This window comes from Cupriavidus metallidurans CH34, assembly GCF_000196015.1.
In the GTDB taxonomy this organism is placed as follows: domain Bacteria; phylum Pseudomonadota; class Gammaproteobacteria; order Burkholderiales; family Burkholderiaceae; genus Cupriavidus; species Cupriavidus metallidurans.
The window spans coordinates 2,214,742-2,236,103 of the sequence record NC_007974.2 but is presented as its reverse complement, the minus strand read 5'-3'; the positions used below and the strand labels follow the sequence as shown (position 1 = coordinate 2,236,103).

15 protein-coding genes and 1 pseudogene are annotated in these 21,362 nt (G+C 59.1%); 12 read left to right on the top strand and 4 right to left on the bottom strand.

Annotated elements, in window-relative coordinates; translation table 11 throughout:
* Nucleotides 1-308 precede the first annotated feature (308 nt).
* Nucleotides 309-1,487, top strand: coding sequence for a 4-hydroxybenzoate 3-monooxygenase (locus RMET_RS28050; RefSeq protein WP_011519894.1), 1,179 nt, complete (start codon nucleotides 309-311; stop codon nucleotides 1,485-1,487).
* Nucleotides 1,488-2,571: 1,084 nt separating this feature from the next.
* Here RMET_RS28050 and RMET_RS28045 read toward each other — a convergent pair.
* A pseudogene (locus RMET_RS28045) lies at nucleotides 2,572-2,820 on the bottom strand (FUSC family protein); the annotation flags it as partial.
* Nucleotides 2,821-3,582: 762 nt separating this feature from the next.
* Here RMET_RS28045 and RMET_RS28040 point away from each other — a divergent pair.
* Both RMET_RS28040 and RMET_RS28035 read left to right on the top strand, forming a co-directional pair.
* Entirely contained in the window at nucleotides 3,583-5,379 is a 1,797-nt protein-coding gene (locus RMET_RS28040; protein ID WP_011519889.1) for an ATP-dependent nuclease, read from the top strand.
* On the top strand, nucleotides 5,372-7,147 hold the full coding sequence (locus tag RMET_RS28035) for an ATP-dependent helicase (RefSeq protein WP_011519888.1): 1,776 nt from the start codon (nucleotides 5,372-5,374) through the stop codon (nucleotides 7,145-7,147). Before RMET_RS28040 ends, RMET_RS28035 begins: the two co-directional genes overlap by 8 nt.
* A 1,711-nt stretch (nucleotides 7,148-8,858) precedes the next feature.
* Here the strand turns inward: RMET_RS28035 and RMET_RS28025 are convergent.
* Together RMET_RS28025 and RMET_RS28020 are read right to left on the bottom strand one after the other, a co-directional pair.
* Nucleotides 8,859-9,197, bottom strand: a complete 339-nt coding sequence (locus RMET_RS28025; protein ID WP_029309992.1) for a GrlR family regulatory protein — start codon at nucleotides 9,195-9,197, stop codon at nucleotides 8,859-8,861.
* Nucleotides 9,198-9,352: 155 nt separating this feature from the next.
* Nucleotides 9,353-10,150, bottom strand: coding sequence for a DNA adenine methylase (locus RMET_RS28020; RefSeq protein ID WP_011519883.1), 798 nt, complete (start codon nucleotides 10,148-10,150; stop codon nucleotides 9,353-9,355).
* Between the two features lie 760 nt (nucleotides 10,151-10,910).
* On the opposite strand from RMET_RS28020, the gene RMET_RS33010 reads away from it, so the two are divergent.
* The 4 genes from RMET_RS33010 (at nucleotide 10,911) to RMET_RS27995 (ending at nucleotide 14,106) form a co-directional block, all read left to right on the top strand.
* Entirely contained in the window at nucleotides 10,911-11,456 is a 546-nt protein-coding gene (locus RMET_RS33010) for a transposase (RefSeq protein WP_124682078.1), read from the top strand.
* Between the two features lie 111 nt (nucleotides 11,457-11,567).
* Entirely contained in the window at nucleotides 11,568-13,007 is a 1,440-nt protein-coding gene (locus tag RMET_RS28005) for an IS481 family transposase (RefSeq protein WP_008651549.1), read from the top strand.
* Entirely contained in the window at nucleotides 13,004-13,837 is an 834-nt protein-coding gene (locus RMET_RS28000) for an ExeA family protein (protein ID WP_008651548.1), read from the top strand. The genes RMET_RS28005 and RMET_RS28000 overlap by 4 nt, the downstream gene beginning before the upstream one ends.
* A 53-nt stretch (nucleotides 13,838-13,890) precedes the next feature.
* On the top strand, nucleotides 13,891-14,106 hold the full coding sequence (locus tag RMET_RS27995) for a hypothetical protein (protein WP_011229369.1): 216 nt from the start codon (nucleotides 13,891-13,893) through the stop codon (nucleotides 14,104-14,106).
* Between the two features lie 141 nt (nucleotides 14,107-14,247).
* Here the strand turns inward: RMET_RS27995 and RMET_RS27990 are convergent, their stop codons facing one another.
* Nucleotides 14,248-14,748, bottom strand: a complete 501-nt coding sequence (locus RMET_RS27990) for a PIN domain-containing protein (protein WP_231138547.1) — start codon at nucleotides 14,746-14,748, stop codon at nucleotides 14,248-14,250.
* 1,485 nt (nucleotides 14,749-16,233) lie between these two features.
* On the opposite strand from RMET_RS27990, the gene RMET_RS27980 reads away from it, so the two are divergent.
* From RMET_RS27980 to RMET_RS27960, 5 genes are all read left to right on the top strand, one after another.
* Nucleotides 16,234-17,217 carry a Bug family tripartite tricarboxylate transporter substrate binding protein gene (locus RMET_RS27980; protein WP_011519879.1) on the top strand — a complete coding sequence of 328 codons (984 nt, stop codon included), beginning with the start codon at nucleotides 16,234-16,236 and terminating at the stop codon, nucleotides 17,215-17,217.
* Nucleotides 17,218-17,227: 10 nt separating this feature from the next.
* Nucleotides 17,228-18,397: a mandelate racemase/muconate lactonizing enzyme family protein gene (locus RMET_RS27975; protein WP_011519878.1), complete on the top strand. Its 1,170-nt coding sequence runs from the start codon at nucleotides 17,228-17,230 to the stop codon at nucleotides 18,395-18,397.
* Between the two features lie 5 nt (nucleotides 18,398-18,402).
* Entirely contained in the window at nucleotides 18,403-19,245 is an 843-nt protein-coding gene (locus RMET_RS27970) for a fumarate hydratase (protein WP_011519877.1), read from the top strand.
* A gap of 13 nt (nucleotides 19,246-19,258) precedes the next feature.
* Nucleotides 19,259-19,822, top strand: coding sequence for a fumarate hydratase C-terminal domain-containing protein (locus tag RMET_RS27965; protein ID WP_011519876.1), 564 nt, complete (start codon nucleotides 19,259-19,261; stop codon nucleotides 19,820-19,822).
* A gap of 112 nt (nucleotides 19,823-19,934) precedes the next feature.
* A complete protein-coding gene (locus RMET_RS27960; RefSeq protein WP_011519875.1) occupies nucleotides 19,935-20,663 on the top strand; it encodes a GntR family transcriptional regulator in 729 nt (242 codons plus the stop codon).
* Nucleotides 20,664-21,362 lie beyond the last annotated feature (699 nt).

Genomic DNA, 21,362 nt, shown 5'->3' with positions numbered 1-21,362 from the left:
GCTTGCGTGTCAAGGCGAACAGGAGTCGGGTATGTCCTGAGTCCTATGCTCGCGGAGCTTGCGTGCGCACCTATATGTTAGTAAGTGCTATCATTGTAAGTGCCTTTCCATATGAAGCTTGAGTCAAACGTCCCTCAGCTCCCATGCCCGTCTGGGTCGCCTTGGTGTACATTCAGAAATGGTTATACCATTGACTTTTGGAGATGTGGACTGATAGTCTGAGTCTTGAGAGGTCTCGGTGGCCGTCAGGATCCGCCTGGGATTTTTGCTGCGGATACACCCATGGGTGCAGGGACGGAGACGAGATTTTGCGAACTCAGGTAGGAATCATTGGTGCAGGCCCGGCTGGCCTGCTGTTGTCGCACCTCTTGCACCTCAAAGGCATCGACTCGGTCGTGATTGAGTCGAGGACCCGAGAGGAAATCGAATCGACTATCCGTGCTGGAGTCCTCGAGCAGGGAACAATGGATTTGCTTCAGGACGTTGGGCTTGGGAATCGGATGGTGGCGGAGGGCGCCCTGCACCAAGGGTTCGAGCTGACTTTCGAAGGAGAACGCCACCGCATTGATCTAACTGATTTGACCGGCCATGCCATCACGGTCTATGCACAGCACGAGGTCATCAAAGATCTCGTCGCGGCTCGAGTCGCTGCGGGAGGTAAACTGGTGTTTGGCGTGTCGAACACGTCCTTGCACGACGTCGAGTCGACGAAGCCTTCCATCCGTTATGAGAAGGATGACGACACCTGCGAGATTCACTGCGATTTCGTGATTGGCTGCGACGGCTCCCAAGGCCCCAGCCGTAGCGCCATTCCTGAGGCGGTGCGCAAGGACCACCAACGGCTTTATCCGTTCGGCTGGTTTGGGATTCTCGTTGAGGCGCCCCCTTCGAGCGACGAGCTCATCTACGCGCGCCATGACCGCGGTTTTGCGCTCATCAGTACGCGTTCCCCGACGGTTCAGCGCATGTATTTCCAATGCGACCCCAGGGACTCCGTTGAAAATTGGTCTGACGACCGAATCTGGTCCGAACTGCATGCTCGCCTCGACCAGGCAGACGGCTGGCGAGTTACAGAGGGCCGCATCTTCCAGAAGAACATCGTAGGGATGCGTAGCTTTGTGTCCAACGTTATGCAGCATGGTCGACTGTTCCTTGCCGGTGATTCCGCCCATATCGTTCCGCCGACTGGAGCGAAGGGGATGAACTTGGCAGTGAACGACGTCAAGATCCTTGCCGAAGGACTTGATAGCTTCTACAAAAACGGCACGGAAGATAAGCTGAACGCCTACACGGCCACTGCGCTTCAGCGCATTTGGCGAGCAGAGCATTTCTCCTGGTGGATGACTAGTATGCTGCATCGGTTTGCGGATGCGACACCGTTTGATCAACAGCTTCAGGTATCGGAGCTTCGATACGTAACGTCGTCCCGTGCCGGTGCCACAGCCTTGGCTGAGAACTATGTAGGGATGGTTGGCCTGAGCCACTAACTATGTTGATGCGACGGCGTGCACGCTGGAGCCGGGCCTAGCGGGGCGATTCACGCACGCCCGTCTCAGTTCCTTGGAGGTAGCGCGGGGCACGGACCCGGCCCGGGTCTCGTTACCGAGGAAGCTGGGGGCAAGGGAAACAAAATCCGTGCCAAAGCCGGAGCCCCTGATAGGCGTGCGTGCAAGCCCCACGCTCGCCGGCCTGCCTGCCCAACCGCGAAGCGGTGGGCGATACTCTGTGTGTAAAAGGGAAGGGTGATGGAACACCAGAGCGAGCTGAAGCGGGGCAAGGCTCCTGAGCCTTCAAAGCTGTGATTCGAAACCCCTGACCCCGAGACCCGCCTTGAAACCGGAGCGGCGCAAGGAAACATGTATGCGCCATAAACCTGTCCTCCTGGTTGCCCGCCCGCGAAGCGGGATACGTGCACGCGACAAAGGAACCATATCAAGATCGCGCATATCCACAGAGGTTATTCCGGTACCGTTTCCTAGCGTCGTGCCCCAAGAAAGGGAATAACCCTAAACATCTCCTCACGTGAGAAATTCGATGCTTTTGTGAGGGTATCCTTCTTGAGGTATGAAAGGGACAGCCGAAGGCCCCCTATGCGCAAGCTTGGGTGTCGCCTTCCATCAGCCAACACGCTGATTCCGACAGTCATTTCGAGCCGTGCGCTATCTTCGCCCGCACGCTGGTCTTCTCAGCTCTCCCCCCACAGAGACCAGTATCCCCTCGCCGCTGCCGTATCAAGCCGACCAACGAGGCGGTCACCACCGAAGCCTTCACGCTTGAAAGGCTGGGCACTCCCGCCGGGTCGCCATTGTGGTCGGCCGACGTGTGACATACACGTATACGTTCGCTGGAGGGGTGTGATTGATACTAAATTCGAATATCAAAGGTTATTCGAATATCCGGATTATTATAACGAGAAAAAGCTCCCTGAAATTAAGAGGTTTTTTCTTCAGGCAGTCGCGCGCGACCATCGCCACTTTGTCCGGGCCGTGGTCACAGCCACGAAGTAGCTCTTCGGCAATCGTCAAGTTCCAGCCGAGAATCGATTCAGCGCAGCTGCCATGGCCGCTTGCCGGTGTAGCCGGCAAGCGTGAAGATGTAGCTGCACGGGGTGCGATCTTGTAGCGAGATGTAGAGGCAGAGGGAGACCCACCAGGCCATCGCCAGGCACAACAGTTCTGGCATTTGAACGAGGTTCGGTACGAGCGCAACGGTTGCTGCTGCCCCCAAGAGCGTGCCGATCAGTCGGTACACGGCCTTTGACCTGGTCGCCCCTGACATGGATTGGGAGACGACAAATACCGTCGCCACTGCCCATGCTGGATGGGCGGTTGGCAGTCATAGACGCCACCATCCGTCATTACTATCGCTTGACGCTCGGCTCCATCCTCGAGCTTCCGAGTCTTCAAAGAGGTTTAGCTCGTCTTGAATGCCGTAGTACTGGAGAGCCGCCCAGAGGCAGAAGGACTTCACCAGGCTCTGCCACAAACGTAGGGTTGTCGTGAAAATCATTGCCGGACTGCTGGGCGAACTCGCGCCAGGGTGCGTGCCACGCACCCTGAGCCCCCCTGACTATTCTGTTAATGGTAGAACCAATATACAACACTTCCGACCTGCTACGCAACGCAGATCGATGTGATTTTGGCTGCGCGGCATGTCGCGGGGCACCGTGCGGCGGTCGCGTTCTATTCGTCTGCGGCAGATTGCGATGGCAGTTGTCGAGGAAAAAGGGCGGGAGTTGCAGAAGAGCGAAGCTCTAGGAGCGGAACGAAGGTTTTCACTCCCAGTGAGTTCGGGTGTGAGTCTTTCATCAATCTGTCCGGAGGGCAACGTGCAACTGGCAAGGTGGCGATTGAGCTGGGCAAATCGAGACTGTCCCAGCGGGGCGGATACTCAGCGGCTTCAGCCTCCTACTCTCGCGGGATGGCCCTATTGTTAAGTAGCTAGCAGAATAGGGTGCCCGCGAATTTCGACCTCCTGCACGCGCGCACCCATGCATATGCTGGCAGCGCAGTCCTCTAGTGAGGAGCATCGCAAGAGGCCTTTACAAGAACCTACCAAGCGAGCGCTATTCGCTCTAGAACCATGAAGTTGAAGCGCATCTATATCAGCAACTTCCGCAACTTCGAACAGATTGACGTTGCATTGGACGGAAGTGTAGTTGTGGTCGGCGAAAACAGGGTTGGCAAGAGCAACCTGCTCTTCGCCCTGCGCCTTATCTTGGATCCGAGCCTCCCTGATAGCGCTCGCCAGTTGGGGCAAGGGGATTTTTGGGATGGCCTAGGTGAGCCTCTAGAGGACGAGCGCATTACCGTGTTCGTCGAACTCATTGAGTTTGCTAACGACATGGATTTGCTTGCTGTCCTGACCGACTATCGGCTGGACGATGACCCTGACACCGTGCGGCTAACCTATGAGTTCCGGCCTATCGCCGGCCTCGCTGGGTTTCCGCAGGCTGATGAGGATTATGAGTTCATCTGTTTCGGGGGAGAGTCGGAGAATAAGCGGTTTGGGCACGATGTGCGCCGGCGTGTTGCAATGGACCTGCTTCCAGCCTTGCGAGATGCTGAGGGTGACCTTGCAGTTTGGCGCCGTTCGCCACTTCGGCCTTTGCTAGAGCGCGCATTTGCGGAAGTTCCCAGCCAAGACCTCGGGCAAGTGAGGGATGTGGTTCAGCAAGCAACGCAGCAACTGGCCGAATTCCCGACGGTGCAGGCTCTCCAGCAGCGTTTGAGAGACCTCTTCGTCTCCATGAGCGGTCCTAAACAGGACATTCAGCCAGCTCTCGGCTTCGGCACCACCGACGTAACCAGGCTCATCAGAAATTTGAAGCTGCTCATCGATGGCGGCCTCAGAACCATTGGTGATGCGAGCTTAGGGTCGGCCAACGTGGCGTTTCTAACCCTTAAGGCCCTCGAACTGCAGCAGTTGATGAGTGAAAACCGTCGGGACCACACGGTGCTGGCCATCGAGGAACCTGAAGCTCATCTGCATCCTCACTTGCAACGATCTGTATATCGACATCTATTTGAGGATTTGGCCGGAGCACAAGGTGAACAACTCTCCCTTATGCTTACAACACACTCGCCGCATATCGCGAGTGTGGCGCCTCTGAGGTCCCTTGTTCTATTGCGAGAGTCTCCGCAGAACGGCACTGTGGGGACATCCTCTGCAGAAATTTCTCTCACCGAGGATGAAGAAGATGACCTCGCTCGCTATCTCGACGTTACGCGGGCAGAAATGCTGTTTGCTAGAGGCATCATCTTGGTCGAGGGCGACGCTGAGAAGTTCTTGTTGCCTGTGATGGCCGCTTCGATGGGGCACGACCTTGACCATCTGGGTATTACGATATGCTCGGTGTCGGGAACGAACTTCACTCCCTATGCGAAGTTCCTCACGGCGTTGGGCATCCCATTTTCCATCATTACGGACTGGGACCCAAGAGTGGGGAAGAAGCCGCTAGGTTTTAACCGCTCATGGCGTCTGGTCGAGAGCATCGAGCAGACACTTACAGGAGTTGCGCAGCCGAAATTGGTTCAGGAACTCGTCGCCATAGCCGACTACGATGACTTCTGTTTGCGATGCGAGGACTTCGGCATCTTTTCAAACTTCGTCACGTTGGAAGTCGACTTGTTTGATGACCAAGATTTTACCGGCGAGATCATCGCAACCCTTCGAGAGTCGAATTGGAGCGAGGAACGCCGTGCGTGGATCGACGCATGGGAGGACGACCCTGACAAGTTGAACGCCGAGAATTATTTGAAACTTATCGATGGTGTCGGAAAGGGGCGTTTTGCCCAGAGGCTAGCGTCAAAGATTGTGGGTGCCATCCCTCCTGAATACATATCTAAAGCGATCTCCTACGTAGTCAATCGTGTCTAATCGCGCCGCCTATCTTCAAGCTGCCGAGGAGCTTCGCGACAATCCTGGGCAGTGGGCAGCTTACGAGTCGCGAGGACACTGTGTAGTCTTGGCTGGTCCTGGTAGCGGCAAGACGAAGACTCTCACTACCAAGATGGCACGGCTTCTCGCAGAGGACGTAGCCGAGCCGCGGGGTGTCGCATGCATTACGTACAACAACGAGTGTGCTCGTGAGCTAGAGGCACGACTTTCTTCGCTAGGCGTAGAGCCAGGCGGGCGTGTTTTCGTAGGAACTGTGCACTCATTCTCGCTTACGCAGGTGATCTTGCCCTACGCGAAGGTGGCGGGTTTGGGATTACCAGATGACTTCCGTGTCGCCACCAATGCGGAAGCGCTTGCGGCTCTGGACGATGCGGCCCAAGTTGCCATGGGTGCGGTTCCCAATCTGCAAACCATACGCTCGCAAATGGGGAGCTATCGTCGCTCAATCCTTAATCGGGACAGCGACCTATGGCGGGATACGAATCCTCGTTTGGCAAGGTTGGCTGAGGCCTATGAGGCCGAGCTCCGCGTTCGTGGGCTCATTGACTTCGATGACATGCCTCTTCTCGCAGTTCGTGCGCTGAGAGAGAACCCTTGGCTTCAGACAGCATTGCTTGCGAAATACCCTGTCCTGGTCGTTGACGAGTATCAGGACCTCGGTGCGGCTCTGCACCGCATGGTTATGGGCCTCTGCTTTAGTGCTGGTATGCGGCTTTTCGCAGTGGGAGATGTCGACCAGTCGATTTACGGCTTCATTGGAGCTCAGCCGCAAATGTTGCAGCGTCTGGCCGAGAGGGAGGATGTGGAGATCATTCGCCTTCAGCTCAATTATCGGAGCGGACATCGAATCGTGGCCGCGTCTGGCGCTGTTCTTGGGGTGGATCGCGGGTACGCGGCGGTGGACGGGGCGCCGCAGGGTGAAATTTTCTTCCATTCCCTCGGGGGTAGCTACGAGGTGCAGGCTCGTCGTCTCATGACCGACCTCCTTCCCGCCGCTATGGCGCGTGAGCCAGGTGTTCGCTACGACGAAATTGCCGTCTTGTATCCCGCCGCCTGGATTGGCAATGCTGTCGCAGAGGCGGCGCGCCACGCCGGAGTTCCGTTTATTCGGACGGATGGTAACGCTCTATATCCCAGGTCGAGCCGGTTGATGCAATGGTTGGAACTGAGCGCTCAATGGTGTTGCGGAGGGTGGCGGACTGGTAGCCCACGGTTTTCCCAGTTGGTATCGGAGGGGCGAAGGCTGTTCGGGGACGCCATCCGAGCAGAATTGGACGCAGCGGCATTTCATCGAGCGCTAGTGGCTTGTCTATGGGAGATGCGAAGACCCGACATGGTGCTCTATGACTGGCTACAGCGATTCAAGCGCACCGTGTTGGACCAACATGCCCAACTATCGCCGAACCTGAGGGATGAGCTCAACATCCTGGGTTCGTTTCTGGAGAGAGTCTCGCCGGATGCCGACTACGCGGAGATGACTGTTGCGGAGTTTGCCGGCGAACATACATTCGACAGGCTGATGCTGTCCACGCTTCACAGCGCAAAGGGCCGAGAGTTTCGCTTCGTATTTCTGTTTGGGATTGATCACGGGCGATTGCCACGGAATGGCGCCAGACCTGATGAGATCAATGAAAGTCGTCGGCTATTCTATGTGGGCATAAGCCGAGCAAGAACAGAGGTCCACATTGCCTACACACACGGCAACTCGTCAATCTTCGTGGATGAGCTTCAAGCGCGGTTGAACTGACCAGAGCAGCCCTTTATGCGCAGCCAGATTGCTCCGGTGCGCAACGGTTGCCCGAAGACCGAAACGATATCAGACGAAGATTCGGCACGCTGTACGAGCAGTCTGCCAAAAAACTCAAAAGGAGGTCCAGTGCCTACTGTAAGAGGTTTTTTTCTATCGACTTGCGTTGGTCGCGGCGGGAGTCTCGGCGCTCATTCTCGCACTCATCGTCATTGCGGCAGTCTTTGCCCTCGGCGTGCGGACGATCTTTCCAGACCCGAGCCGGTCACTGCGATGGCCTGCAGAGCAATCAGGGCTAAATGGCATAGTAGCCTGGGCCCATGGCGGTGACACCGGCGGCAAGCAACCAAATGCCGAGTTCAATGCGGCACGACTGAATGGCGAGGCAGTCGATCGTTGGATCACCAGATGTACATCCGATCTACTACAAAAACCAGTGATTAACGCTCGCGTGCGAGCACAGTTCGGAAAATATGGCGAAAGCTACGCAGCGGATCCGTCAAACCTGTTGACTCAAGATGCAGTCTTGCCAGCCGCAACCGACTTGCGGTTCCTGTCTAAAAGCCTATTGATAGGCCGCGGAGAGAACGCCTTAGCTGCCGCAAACGCATATCTGGTGCTGCAGATCGCAACCTTAGTAGCTATCGCGCTGGGCTTGGCGACAACCGTGCTTGTGAGCCTCAGTTCCACGGAGTTTGGGAAAGGAGACGGTCGGACGGCACGCGCCATTCGTATTCTTGCGATCGTTTTTCCAGCCTTGGGAACCGCTACGGCGGCGGTCGCGGCGTTCTACGCCCCAGGCCAGTCCTATGCACGCGCGTCCCAAGCCCTCGCGGGCTTTAGGCAGGTTCATGACCAGATTGCAAGTGACCTAGGGGAACTCACATGTCCGACATCTTCAGACCCAGGCGCAGCAAACGATCTCTCAGCCAAGTTGGCTGGCTGGAAGAAGTCTCTTCGGGATGTGCAGTCGTTGGCACAAGCGGCAGCATTGGCTGCCGCTGACGCTACCCGCGGACAAGTCCAGCCCGGAGGCGGAGTTGGTAACACTGGGGACGGGCAGAAGAGGTGACGCCTAACTCCATCCTCGATCGAGTCGACCCGCTCCGGCAGGCGGACTTGGCTCGTCGAAAGATCGAAAGATCCACGAGTTTCACGACGGAGTGTTATGTAGGGCTCGCCGGCCCTCTGCGAGACACCGCCCTCAGCGAGGCCTTTCTAATCGGCTGGGAGCGAATCCGGAGTGTTGCTGCCAGAAGTCGCTCCGCCCCAAGCGAGGGCCGCATCGTGCTGACGTCTCGTGATTTCACAGTGAGCGACGTGGCAGGGCGAGTCGGCGGATCCTAGTCTTCGGTTGCACCTCAACTTTGGCCAAACGCCCATTGCACGTTTGCGAGGAAATTCGCTATGCTGCGCGGATTACATTCGATGTAGAGAAACGCTGAATGATGATGTGTTCGTCGGTGCGCAACTAACAGCTCAAGGCTTGGTAACTCTCAACTCAGTGCCACGGTCCATTGACGGTATTGGATCATTGGGGCGTCGCATGAAGTCGGCATTGTCGGGCGGTGCCAAGCATGTGGTCGGGAAGCTGGCTGAAGAGGCAATCAGTGCCGGCTTCCAATTAATGACGCGAGGCATGCTCCCGTAACCCGAAGGGTTGCGATTTTCGAGCTTGCAACAGAGGGCCCGCAGGCAGCGGGCCCGGTGGTTACAGCGTCAACGCAGCCACACGGCTGCCGTGAATCGAAATTTCCGGTATGCCCGCGATAGGAGCGTTGCCGGTGAGGTGGAAGTTGTCGCCCGAAACCGTGCCACTAAGGGAAAGCGTGAACTTCCCTCCAGCAGTGTTGAACACGGAAACAGCGTTCGGCTGGTAGGCCGACACGGAAATCTGCGCCGTCAACGAACTACCGTTCGTCGCGATTTTCCCGGCATAGAGATACTGATCGTCGGCGCCACGAACAACGCCGTTTTCCACGACCACCACTCCACCTGCACCCTGTACAGCGGCGCTAAACTGGACCTTGTAAAAGCCGTCTTTGACCATAAATCCAACCTCCACGAAAGCCGCGCCATTGCGGCTTTGGGGAGCTTGGGGCGGGGGTTGGCATTTCAATATCTACCAAAGTAGGGTAGTGCTGACAGTTGTAAGCGTGAAGGCGGCGCCCGACCATCGCTGCACAAGAGTAGTGCGAGGGTTACTCAAGTCTTGAAGACAAAAATCCCTTCGGCGACCATTTTTCTGCTGTGTGCCTGGGCGGCTACGCTTCGCCTTACTTCGACTTCATGGCATTCAGCGCCGCGATACAGTTCCCGCGTTTCCGCAGTCAGATGGTTTGAGATGACAACAGGGATGCCTCTCGCCGCGGTAGCGCGAGCCAAATCTGCCAGTTCCTGCTGGCGTTCTCGCGGGAAGCCTTCAGCGGTGTACTTCGTGAACGACTGCGCATCGACCAGGTCCACATATGGAGGATCGCAGTAAATGACATCGCCAGGCACCGCAAGCTTGAACGCATCCGTGAAGTCGCCTTGCACGATGACCGCCTTGTCTCGCGCACGCTCGCTGAACACTCGAATGCTTTCTTCGGGTAGCGCCGGCGCTTTGACCGACCGTCCCCAGGGCACGTTAAAATTGCCCTTGGCCGAGTATCGCGTCAGGCCGTTGAAGCCAAATTTGTTGAGGTACAGGAAGTACGCGGCCCGGACGTCAGCAGGCGCAGCTCGATTGAATGCTTCGCGGACATGAGAGTAGATGTCTTCGTTCGCCGCATATTGGGAAAACAGAGGGCGCGCCAGTTCGATGATTCGCTCGGGACGCTGGACCATCTGCTTGTACATGCCGATGAGGTCTACGTGCGCGTCGAGCAGCAGGTAGTTTGGAAAATCAGTGCCTAGGAACACGCTGGCGCCGCCGAGAAACGGCTCTACGAGACGATTTCCCACTGGCAGTAGCTTGCGCAGTGTCGGCAGGAGCTGTGTCTTCCCGCCAGGCCATTTCAAAATCGGCCCAGCCGAAGCTGGGATATTGGAGAGGGACGGAGCGCCGGGTTGTCCGGTTTGGAGTTGAGGATGATTTCGCATCCTCAGTATAGGTGTGCCGAGAGTTCATGCTGCGCACGAGTTCAATGCGCGGCCAACAGGATGGCAGCCAGGCAGGTAAGGAGAGCCGGAATAATCAAAACGCCGATGTCCGTTCTCGCGGCCAATCTTTACATTGAAGCCGGCCCGCGTCTCCAAGGCCGTGCCATTCTTCAGAAGTGGTAGGTAATAGCCCCTTCGGCGTCGCTGATGGATCGATTGGCGATGAGCTTGGCGATGATGGACTCCACCTCGCGCTCGGCAATTGCGTGAGCCTTGAACATGGCGTGGATGTGCTTAGCCAGAGTCGCTCGCCGGCGCGGCCGGGCTGCCTTCTGAGAACGGGCCAAGATCTGGCGCGTGAGCTCGGCGTTCGGCTTGGCGCCCCCCTTCTTGCTCTTGCCCTGCTGGGGCTGCGCAGCCTTCTTGGCGGGCGCTTTCGCCGAATCGGCATTGGACGCCTTCGGAAGTTTGGGCGCCGTCGGCTTGGCGCTCGCACTTGGCTTCGGGGTAGCCGCCGGTGCCGTGGCTGGAGCCGGCGTCGCGAGTGTGCATAAGCAGCTTTCGTGATGCCGAAAGCGTGGGGATTTGAGCAAGAACGGTGATGGACGCTGGAGGGGTTCCCTCAGGGAGCGTGCATGCACGCGCCTGAGGGAAGATGTCGCCTTTATTGTGTCGAGCAATGAAGGAGACCTCAGCAGTGTGCCATGCCTTGCTACAAACGCCAGCGTTTTTTGCCCTGTTGCGCCGGATCGACGAAGACTTGATGAAGGTGGCGCGAGACAGGGGCTGCTGCCATTGCGGCTCTGTGCTGCACAGTGCCAACTATCCGCGTAAGCCGCGCGGATGCCCACCGGCAGCACACCCGGACTGCAATACGCGCCTGAGCCTGTGCTGTGCCGGATGCCGCAAACGCATGACGCCCGATTCGGTGCGCTTTCTCGGCCGGCGTGTCTGGCTGGCCATTGTCCTGGTACTGCGATCGAGCCGTGCCACTGGCGCCTGCCTGGACGGCCTGCCGGCGATCAGTTGGGCCACGCTCAAGCGCTGGCGTCAGTGGTGGACCGAGACCTTCCCCAAGACCCCCGTCGGTCGGTGGCTGCGTGGCCTCATCCCGCCAACGCCCGAGCCGTTCATCTATCCCGACTGCCTGCTGCAATCGGTCGAGCACGACAGCGAAGACGAGCGTCTGGCCGCGGTGTTGCTTCTGCTGCTGGGCCCGGCCTGACCACGCTGGCTGAGGGATGCGCCAGATAGGGGAATCTCCCGCAGAACATGTCGATGGCGGGTCACCCGCACTGCCCGTAGCCTGCTCCCGTTATCCCCCCAACGGAGAGTCATGTCACTATCGATTGATCATCGCAACCGATGGGCGCGCTTGCGCTTCTCGGTCATTGGCCCTTTGCTGGCTTCGCCGCCTGCCAAAGGAGAATTGCAGCAAGCGTTCCAGGCACTGGCCGCCAAGGTCTGGCGGCACCCCATCACCGGCGCCGACGTTCAGTTCGGCGCGTCTTCCATCGAACGCTGGTATTACCGGGCCCGTCACGTCCAGGATCCGGTCGATCAACTCAAGAACCGACTGCGCGACGATTGCGGCCACTTCGTCAGTCTGAGCCCAGCCATCATCGAAGCGCTGGTCGAGCAGTACCGTCAGCACCCCGGCTGGACCATGCAGTTGCATTACGACAACCTGCGCGTCGCGACCAAGGATGGCCCGGACACGCTGCCGTCCTACACCACGGTGTGCCGGTATCTGAAGGCGCAGGGTCTGGTGCGCAAGCCAACCCCGCGCTCGAGCACGGATGGGGCCATCGCTGCTGCGGCTCGCCGCGAGGCACGCGAGGTGCGTAGCTACGAGGTCGACCACGTGGCCGCGCTCTGGCACCTGGACTTCCACCATGGTTCGCGCAAGGTGCTCACCCCCGATGGGCAGTGGCACAAGCCGCTGCTGCTCTGCATTATGGACGACCATTCGCGGCTGGTCTGCCACCTGCAGTGGTTCCTCGACGAGACCACTGCCTCGCTGGTGCACGGCGTCTCGCAGGCGATCATGAAGCGAGGGCTGCCGCGGGCCATCATGACCGATAACGGCGCAGCCATGATGGCCGACGAGTTCGTCGAGGGGCTGGCCAGTCTGGGCATCCTGCACCAGACTACCTTGCCCTACAGCCCATACCAGAATGCCAAGCAGGAACGCTTCTGGGGACAGCTCGAGTCCCGGCTGATGGCCATGCTCGAAGGTGAGTCGCACCTCACCCTGGAGCAATTGAACCTCGCCACGCAGGCCTGGGTCGAGCAGGAATACCACCACAAGGAACACGCCGAACTCGAGGCGACGCCTCTGCAGCGCTACCTGTCCTGTGCCGACGTCTCGCGCCCCAGTCCCGAGGCGCTGGCCTTGCGCCGGGCCTTCCGTATCCGCCAGCATCGCCGCCAGCGCAGAACCGACGGCACCTTCACGTTGGACGGCGTGCGCTTCGAGATCCCCGGCGCTTACCGCCACCTCGAGCAAGTCTGCCTGAGCTACGCGCGCTGGGATCTCTCCCAAGTCGACCTGATCGATGCGCGCATCGGCGCGATCCTGGCCGCCGTGTTCCCGCTGGACAAGTCTGCCAATGCCGACGCACGGCGCGCGCATCTCACGGCCAAGGGTGCCTCGCCTGCTAACGAGGAACCCGCGCAGGCTGGCACTGCGCCGCTGCTGCGTCAGTTGCTCGCCGAACACGCCGCCACCGGCCTGCCGCCGGCCTATCTCCCACCCGCACCCACCAAGCTATGAATCAACCCAACCTGCTGGCCTTGTACGGTCTGAAGTTCAACCCCTTCGCCCAGGACATCCCCGTCGAGGCCGTGTTCGTGCCACCCAAGCTCGATCACTTCTGCTGGCGCATTGAGAACGGTATGGCCCGCGAAGGCGGCTTCGCCATGGTGCATGGCGACCCCGGTTGCGGCAAGAGCGTCACGCTGCGCCTGCTCCATCAGCGCCTCATGCGCGTCCCCGATCTGATGGTCGGCTCGATCGCTCACCCACAGAGCAATCTGGCGGACTTCTATCGCGAGCTCAGCGACATCTTTACCGTACCGCTCAAGCCCCACAATCGCTGGGGCGGCTTCAAGGCGCTGCGCGAGCGCTGGCTCACCCACATGGAGGCCAGCCGCCGCCGCTGCGTGCTGCTCATCGATGAAGCCCAGGAGATGGCGGTGCCAGCCCTCTCGGAACTGCGCCTGCTCGCACAGGCACGCTTCGACTCGCAATTGCTGCTGTGCGTGGTGCTTGCCGGCGACGCTCGCCTGCCGGAGAAGTTCAGCCGCGAGGACCTGATCCCGCTGGGCAGCCGCATCCGCTGCCGTCTGGCGCTGGAGAGTGCGAGCATCGACGAGCTGCAGGCCTGCCTGGACCACTTGCTGGCCGCCGCCGGCAACGCCACCCTGATGACCATGCCATTGCGCCAGACCCTGTGTGAGCACGCCGCCGGCAATTACCGCATCCTGATGAACCTGGCGGGCGAGCTTCTGGCCCAGGCCGCGCAGCGGGAGCTACCGCAGATCGACGAGAAGCTCTATCTGGAAACCTACAGCGCAACCCTGAACCGCCGCGCCAGGCGGTGAGTGGCGCCGTTGGCCATCGCCGCCACGTCCATCAACACAACGACGACATCACCATGACCTTCCACCAGCCATCCGGCATCGCCCAGGGGCTGCCCCTGCTCATTGATGCCAACTGGACGCCCGCGCAGGCCTGGGCTGTGATCGAATTGCTCGACGATCTGCGCGACCGTCTGCATGCTCACTATCAATTGGCCTTGGCCCAGTGGCTGGCCGAAGATCGGCAGGAGCATCCTGATGGCCTTGGCGATCTCGCAGATAACGACTTCTGATCCAGTAACAAGGGGCCCGCCGGGCCCCTTGTTACATCAGTGCCGCTGCTCCGCATCCGGTCCACCGCGATAGATCGCCACGTCCATCAGCGTTGCCCGACGGCACGCAACATTGGTGATGGACGGTGCCGCAGCCGACCATCAATTACCGTGCTCGCGCATCCATCGAATCTCGTGCTCACGCACAGCGAGCACGGGTTCTGTGGGCGTGGGGCGCGGATGAGCCTGCCCCAACGAAGCCTGACCGCCAGCGGCGCCCGCGTCAGCAAAGCCAGCGCCGAATGCCTCGGCAAGTGAGGTGACGCGTCGCGCAGGAATCCCTAGCTCCACGCCGAGCCAAGCGAGCAGCGAATCGAACCCTTTATCGCGGGAGAGTACGAACACAGGGCCCTGCTCGCCATCCTCTACCATACGGCCGATTTCGAAGGCGATGTGGAAGTCGAGGGCGTTGGGGCCGACCCCGCTCGAGCGAACCCACCGGGCGCGCTCGCCAAGCGCTTGCAGTCCCATGGCTACTTCGATGGGGACCTTCCTCTGGACCTCGCCGGCGAACACCACCAAACGCGCGTCCGCAAGGTGGGAGAAGTCGATGGCTTGGACGCTCTCGAAGTCCACCAGCACTACGGCGCTGGCGCCCATCATTGGACCTCCCGTGGCATCCTCGTTACCAGCGTCAAGGCAAAGGCCGTCATGGCGACGCGCCAGTCAATCCTCTTCTGCAAGACCCCCATGACTCATGCTCCCGATTATTTTTTTGGCTCCGTGTCCATTCTACCCAACGTAGTGGAGCACTATCGAGAAGCAGGGGCATGGCGTTGACCCCTACGCCTCAAGGCAGCGAGTAGCACGAACAAGCCCATCGTCTGAGCTCTTGCTTCCGCCTCGCTCACTATCCGGAGCGGTGCAATCGCGCTTGCTGTTTTCGATGTCGCGAACCTCCTCCATGCCAGCTTCCGGTGGTTGCACGATGAGCAGATAAATCGCGCGAGAGAGCATAGCAGTCACCACAAACATGGCGACTGCTATGGCAACTTGAACGAGAAATCTGGTCCAGGTGTGCATGGGCAAGGGGATTCAGATTGAGACTGTTAGCGGGCTAGTAAGCTCCCAAAGCAATGTTTATGGATTCGCACGCTGAGCGTGTGAGAGCCAATTGACACCACTCGCTTTCGTCGCCGCCTGCTTTTGGCTTCCTGGTTGGCCCACGGCTCAAAGCAAGTCGTCTGTTCGCACCGGCTCAGCCCGATAAACCGACCAGAAGTAGTGCGAGTGTCGATGGTGCCGGGCGAGTTTCTTCTCGGCGAAGAAACGAACCTTGCCAACCGGGCCGGCCGCGAGCTCTATCTCCTGGTGAGATGCTGTAGTCGAAGCTGCGGGCGGAAGCAAATTCACGGCAGCCGAAACGTATTGGCTCGGGATCCGCCCAAGAATTCCGTTTGCGCCAGGCGTTGGGTTCTCGGCTGGCGAGTCTCCAGGAAGATGGCAGTTCGCTGCTAGTCGATTGTTTCCCATGATGCCGTTCTCATTCCGCATGCTGGTCGCCGCACGACCTCATGTTCGACCTGGTCCGATACGAACCCCGTGCTTGTCTCGCTGGATGAGGGGTAGGTGACCGTATGCCCGGAGCCTGGCGGCGAGGTCCTGTCGCGTAGTCAGAGGGACGGCCAGCCCTGAGAGCGCAGCCGATTCGATGCCAAACGAGCCGCAGGTCGGGCACGTGTATTGGAATCCCCGCAACTGGGACGACCGAATCCGTTCAGCGGCCGTGCCGCACAACGGGCAATTCGCTGGTTCTGGAAGCATAGCCTCGGTGAAATTCGAGCACTGTATGGATATACAGTGTATCCGATTTCAAGCCGAAAGAAAGCCAGCTGCGGGGTGCCCGCGGGCTGGGATAGCTATCCGGGGGCAATCGCAATTTGGGCTATTGTCGGGTGCTCTATGGGTAACGTTGGCCCCACTCATGAGATAGCCCCTTGCCCCGCTAGTTGGTCAGCTTGCTCGACGCGAGATCAGGAGGGCGTTGCCGCTTTCGCTGGAGCTTGACCGTGCAAGAAGTCTTCATCTACTATTGGACCGTACCAATAAAATAGTAGGTACCATTAATATTCCCCCAGGAGGAGACACATGAAGAAGCGGAAACTGCTTCTGGCCGCGGCCGGGCTATTCCTTGGCGCAGCCGTGCCCGCGGCAAATGCAGCAGGTGCATGGCCTACGGCCCCCATAACTATCGTTGTGCCGTTCGCGGCAGGGCAGACTGGCGACATCATTGCTCGCCTCCTTGGCAAAGAGCTGGCGGAGCGTCTGAAGCAGCCGTTCGTCGTGGACAACAAGGGAGGGGGTGGCGGTCGGATCGGGACTGCGTTTGTTGCCAAGGCCAAGCCTGACGGGTACACGCTACTGATGACGAGTACCGGTCCCTACGCGATTGCGCCGGCGCTTTATCCGCGCACGATGCAGTACGACCCGGTGCGCGACTTCACGGGCATCGCCGAGACGGCTACGACGCCGCAGATCATCGCGGTGTCCCCGAAATCGGGCATCAACACGTTTGCTGACCTAGTAAAGCAGGCCAAGAAGAGCGATATGTCATATGGCTCGGCCGGCAACGGCTCAACCCAGCATCTGACGATGGAGCTTCTGAAGAAAGAGCTGAACTTCCCGTTGGTTCACGTCCCCTTCAAGGGCAGCTCCGAGTCGAAGACGCAGGTCATCAGCGGGATGATTCCGGTGACATCGGATTCGCTGCCCGCCATCTACACGAACATCAAGTCGGGCCAGATGAAGGCCATTGCAGTAGTGGACAAGCAGCGCTCCGCCTATCTGCCTGATGTCCCGACTCTTGCAGAATCCGGCTTCCCGTCGCTCTCGACGGTTGCCTTCTTCGGCCTGGTTGCACCGAAGAACACGCCCAAGGAGGTGGTCAACCTCCTGAACAAGAACCTGACGGAAATCTACCGGACGCCCGACTTCCAGCAAAAGATGAAGGAACTCGCGATGACTCCACCGGCAGAGAAGACTGCTGAGCAGTTCACTGCCTACCTGACGGAGGAGGTCGCGCGCTGGAAAAAGATCGTTCAGGACTCCAACGTAAAGGTCGAGGAATACTGAGGTCGCCGCAATGCGTATTGTCAACATCTTTCACAAGCCACTGCGCTTGCAGACCAACATCGCCAACGCGCTGGTCAATTTTTCAGAGCACACCGTTTCGCTCGTCGCGATGGTGTCTGACCAGGTCCGCAATGGCCGCCCCGTGGTGGGCTATGCCTTCGACTCGATTGGTCGTTACGATCAACAGGGCATTCTCGGTGGCCGGATGATTCCGCGCTTGCTGAAAACGGAACCGGAGACGCTTCAAGACGACGACGGGCGTCTCTCGCCAGCGAAAGTTCTGCGCTGCGCCATGCAGAACGAAAAGCCGGGCGGGCATGGAGATCGAGCTCATGCGGCAGCTGCGTTGGAACTGGCGGCTTGGGATCTGGTAGCCAAGCTCGACGACGTCCCGGCGGCCGTGGCCATTGCCCGCCATTGCGGCCGAGAGGCTGATGCGCGCATCGGCGTCTACGCAGCGGGAGGCTACTACTACCCCGGCGAGGACGTGGTGGGACTGCGCCGTGAGATTGAGCGGCACATTGCCCATGGGTTTGACCGGTTCAAAATCAAAATTGGCGGCGCTCCTCTTGGCCAGGATCTGGAGCGCGTGCAGGCCGCTGTCGATGCGGCTCGGAAGATTGGCCAGGGTGCTCGTGTTGCCGTGGATGCAAATGGCCGTTTCGACATAGAGCAAGCGGTTTCGTATGGCAACGCCATGCGCGAGTTCCCCCTGATGTGGTACGAGGAGCCGTGCGACCCACTCGACTACGCCAGCAATGCGGAACTGGCGAGTCACTACAAAGGCGCACTGGCCACTGGCGAGAACCTGTTTTCCTCGCAGGACGTCAAGAACCTCGTCCTGTTTGGCGGCATGCGACGTGACCTCGATATCTTCCAGATGGATTCGGGACTGTCGTATGGCGTAACCGGATACCTTCACATGCTCCATGAAATGGAAGAGCGGGGTTTCTCCCGGCGCTTCGCATTTCCACATGGCGGCCAACTCCTGGCCCTGCATGTGGTTGCTGGTCTCGGCCTCGGTGGCTGCGAGGTCTATCCCGACATTTTTCAGCCGCTCGGCGGCTTTGGCGACGATACCCGCGTTGACGCCGGCGCCGTGGCGCTTCCCTCGCTTCCTGGATTCGGCTTCGAAGGCAAGGCCGAATTGTGGCAAGAACTGGCTTCACTCCAATCCTGAATATCATGAGAGAGATTCACGTAGACACCCTGACCGATGCCGTCGCCAAGCTGTGCATCGATGCTTGCCACCGCTTGCCCGACAATCTGGTGGAAAGCTTTCACAAGGCTGCCGAGAAGGAAGTATCCCCGCTTGGCAAGTCGGTGCTCATGAAGCTGATTGACAACGACCGCATCGCTCGCGAAAACGATGTCTCGTATTGCCACGACACTGGACTGGCGATTGTCTTCGTGGAAGTTGGCCAGGATGTGCATATCGTCGGCGGGAGCTACGAAGATGCCATTCAGGCGGGTGTACGCAAGGGCTACGCCGAAGGCTACATGCGCAAATCGGTCGTCTCGGACCCGTTGCTTCGCGTGAACAGCAATGACAACACGCCGGCGGTCGTCCATACGGAAATTGTCCCCGGAGACAATATTGAAGTCACCGTGGTCCCCAAGGGTGGTGGAAGCGAGAACTGGAGCACGATGAAGTTCCTGCTTCCGGGCGAAGGTGCTGAAGGCGTAAAGAAGTTCGTGCTGTCGGCTATTGAAGCTGCGGGCGGTGCTGCGTGCCCACCCCTGACAGTAGGTGTGGGCATTGGCGGCAGTTTCGACAAGGTCACGGCCATCGCAAAGAAGGCGATCCTGCGGGATATTGGTGTTCATCACAAGGAACCGCACGTTGCCAAGCTGGAAGCCGAGCTTCTTGATGCCATCAACAAGACCGGTATCGGCCCGCAAGGTTATGGCGGTGTCAACACGGCGCTTTGGGTCTCGGTAGAGACCTATGCTTGTCACATCACCGCCTTGCCGGTAGCTGTGAACATCCAATGCCACGCTGGCCGCCGCGCCACTGCGGTTATCTGAGGAGCGGGCCATTATGGCAACACATCGACTCACCACGCCTCTGACGGAAGAGGCAATTCGCCAACTCAACGTTGGTGATGAGGTACTGCTGTCTGGCACGATTTACATGGCACGTGACGCTGCCCACAAGCGTTTCGTCGATACGCTGGCGCGCGGCGAACCGCTGCCGGTCGACCTCAAAGGACAAGTGGTCTTCTATGGCGGTCCGGGTCCCACCAAGCCTGGTCACGTAATTGGGGTGGTGGCACCGACCTCGGCCTATCGCATGGACCCCTATGCGACCGTGCTGTTCGAATATGGGGTGAAGGGTGCTATCGGGAAGGGTGACCGGGGCGACGCCATCAGGGCATCGTGCAAGTCCAACACAGCGGTCTGTTTCTCTGCGATTGGCGGCATTTCGGCCACGTTGTTCTCGTGCATCAAGTCCGCGGAGATCATTGCCTACGAGGATTTGAAGACAGAGGCCGTCCAGCGCCTCGTCATCGAGGACTTCCCGTTGCTCGTTACTAACGACGCGCAGGGCCGGGACATGTACGAAGAGGAAGTGACACGCTTCAAGAAGCTGCTGAACAGCTGACAGCCGGACTTTGTGTACGATAGCGCCTGTCGAAGCCCGGGCGCCCGCCCGGCTTCCTTTATATTGAGCCGGGCGCGCACTTGGGCCCGCCTGTTTGGGGACCGATTGAACAGTGCGTTATACAGAACTGGCTAATACTCTCGTGAAGGGCATCACCGAGGGAAAATTCGCTGTTGGAGACCAACTGCCAAGCGAGCTGGCCCTCGCAGATCAGTATGACGTCAGCCGCACTACGGTCCGTGCTGCCCTCGACATCGTCGAGGGCCTGGGTTTAATCACGCGTCGACGCCGCGCGGGCACCATCGTTTGCTCAAATACCACCTCGAATACCTATACAAAGTCCGTCAACACGATTGAGGACCTGGTCAACTACGCCAGCCATACCGAACGAGAGGTTCTCGGCGTGGCGAATGTCGTGGCGGACGAGCGCCTGGCCGCTGCCCTGGAATGCAAGCCTGGGGCCACCTGGTTGAGAATTCGAATGCTGCGCACCGAGATGGACAGCGAAGGTACGCCGCTATGCTGGAACGATGCATATGTTGACCCCGACATTGGCCAGCGAATCGCCCCCCTGGTTCCCAACGGCACCGGTCTGCTCAGCCAAATTATCGAGCAGACCGTGGGTGTCACTGTCGCGGATATCAAGCAGACCATCGGCGCAACGACCATTACAGGCGAGATGGCGCGGCGATTGCTGGTTGAGCCTGGGGTCGCGGGGCTCGAGATCACTCGAACCTATCTTGATGACGCGAAGAAGCCGTTCCTCATCACGGTAAATACCTACCCGGCGGACAAGTTCCGCTTCACGTTTTGGATGCATAGAGCCCCGACATCCGGGTGACAAATCGAGGGGGTGAAATCTTCCCGGTGACCAACGGCGCCGAGACGATGGGAGTCACGTCCATTCACCCTCAGCTACGAGCTCTGCCAGGACGACGCCTTCCACCTGCATCTCGTACATCTTGCGGTAGCAGCAAGGGCACGGCGCCCAATCACGCAGCGCCGTGCCGCCCAAGTCGTAGGGGATCATCTCGTGGATTCTGGCCGGCACGCCGCACTCGCGCACAACGATTCAGGTTAGTTCCATAAAGTCTCCCTGTCGTGGACGATTTCAGCACTGAGCGGGCGAGACCCGAGATTCGGTATTCGAAACCCCGACCCCGAGGCTCGGCTGTGAAACCGGAGCCGCGAAGCAACCTACAGTTTTCGGACAGAGTGGGGTAAGAAACCTACACAAATCGGACAAATCACCCCGATTCATGCCCCGGAATAGCTCAGGATTCGGTCAAAGCAGACGGTGAGGGGACGCCGGCGCGGATTACGCGCAGGACTGCAACGTGCGAGCACCTCTTACCAATAGGGGCGTAAAGGGAGCCTCGCTTCCATCTCTCCTTCCCTGGCTGCCCGACCGCGAAGCGGGATTGGAGCTGGAAACCTGAGGCAAGGAGAGCGCATCAACGCTGCGTAGCTGCTTCAATGGGTTATTCCAATAGGAGAATCTCTAGGGGATCACAGAGGCTCAGGAATAACCAGATACATA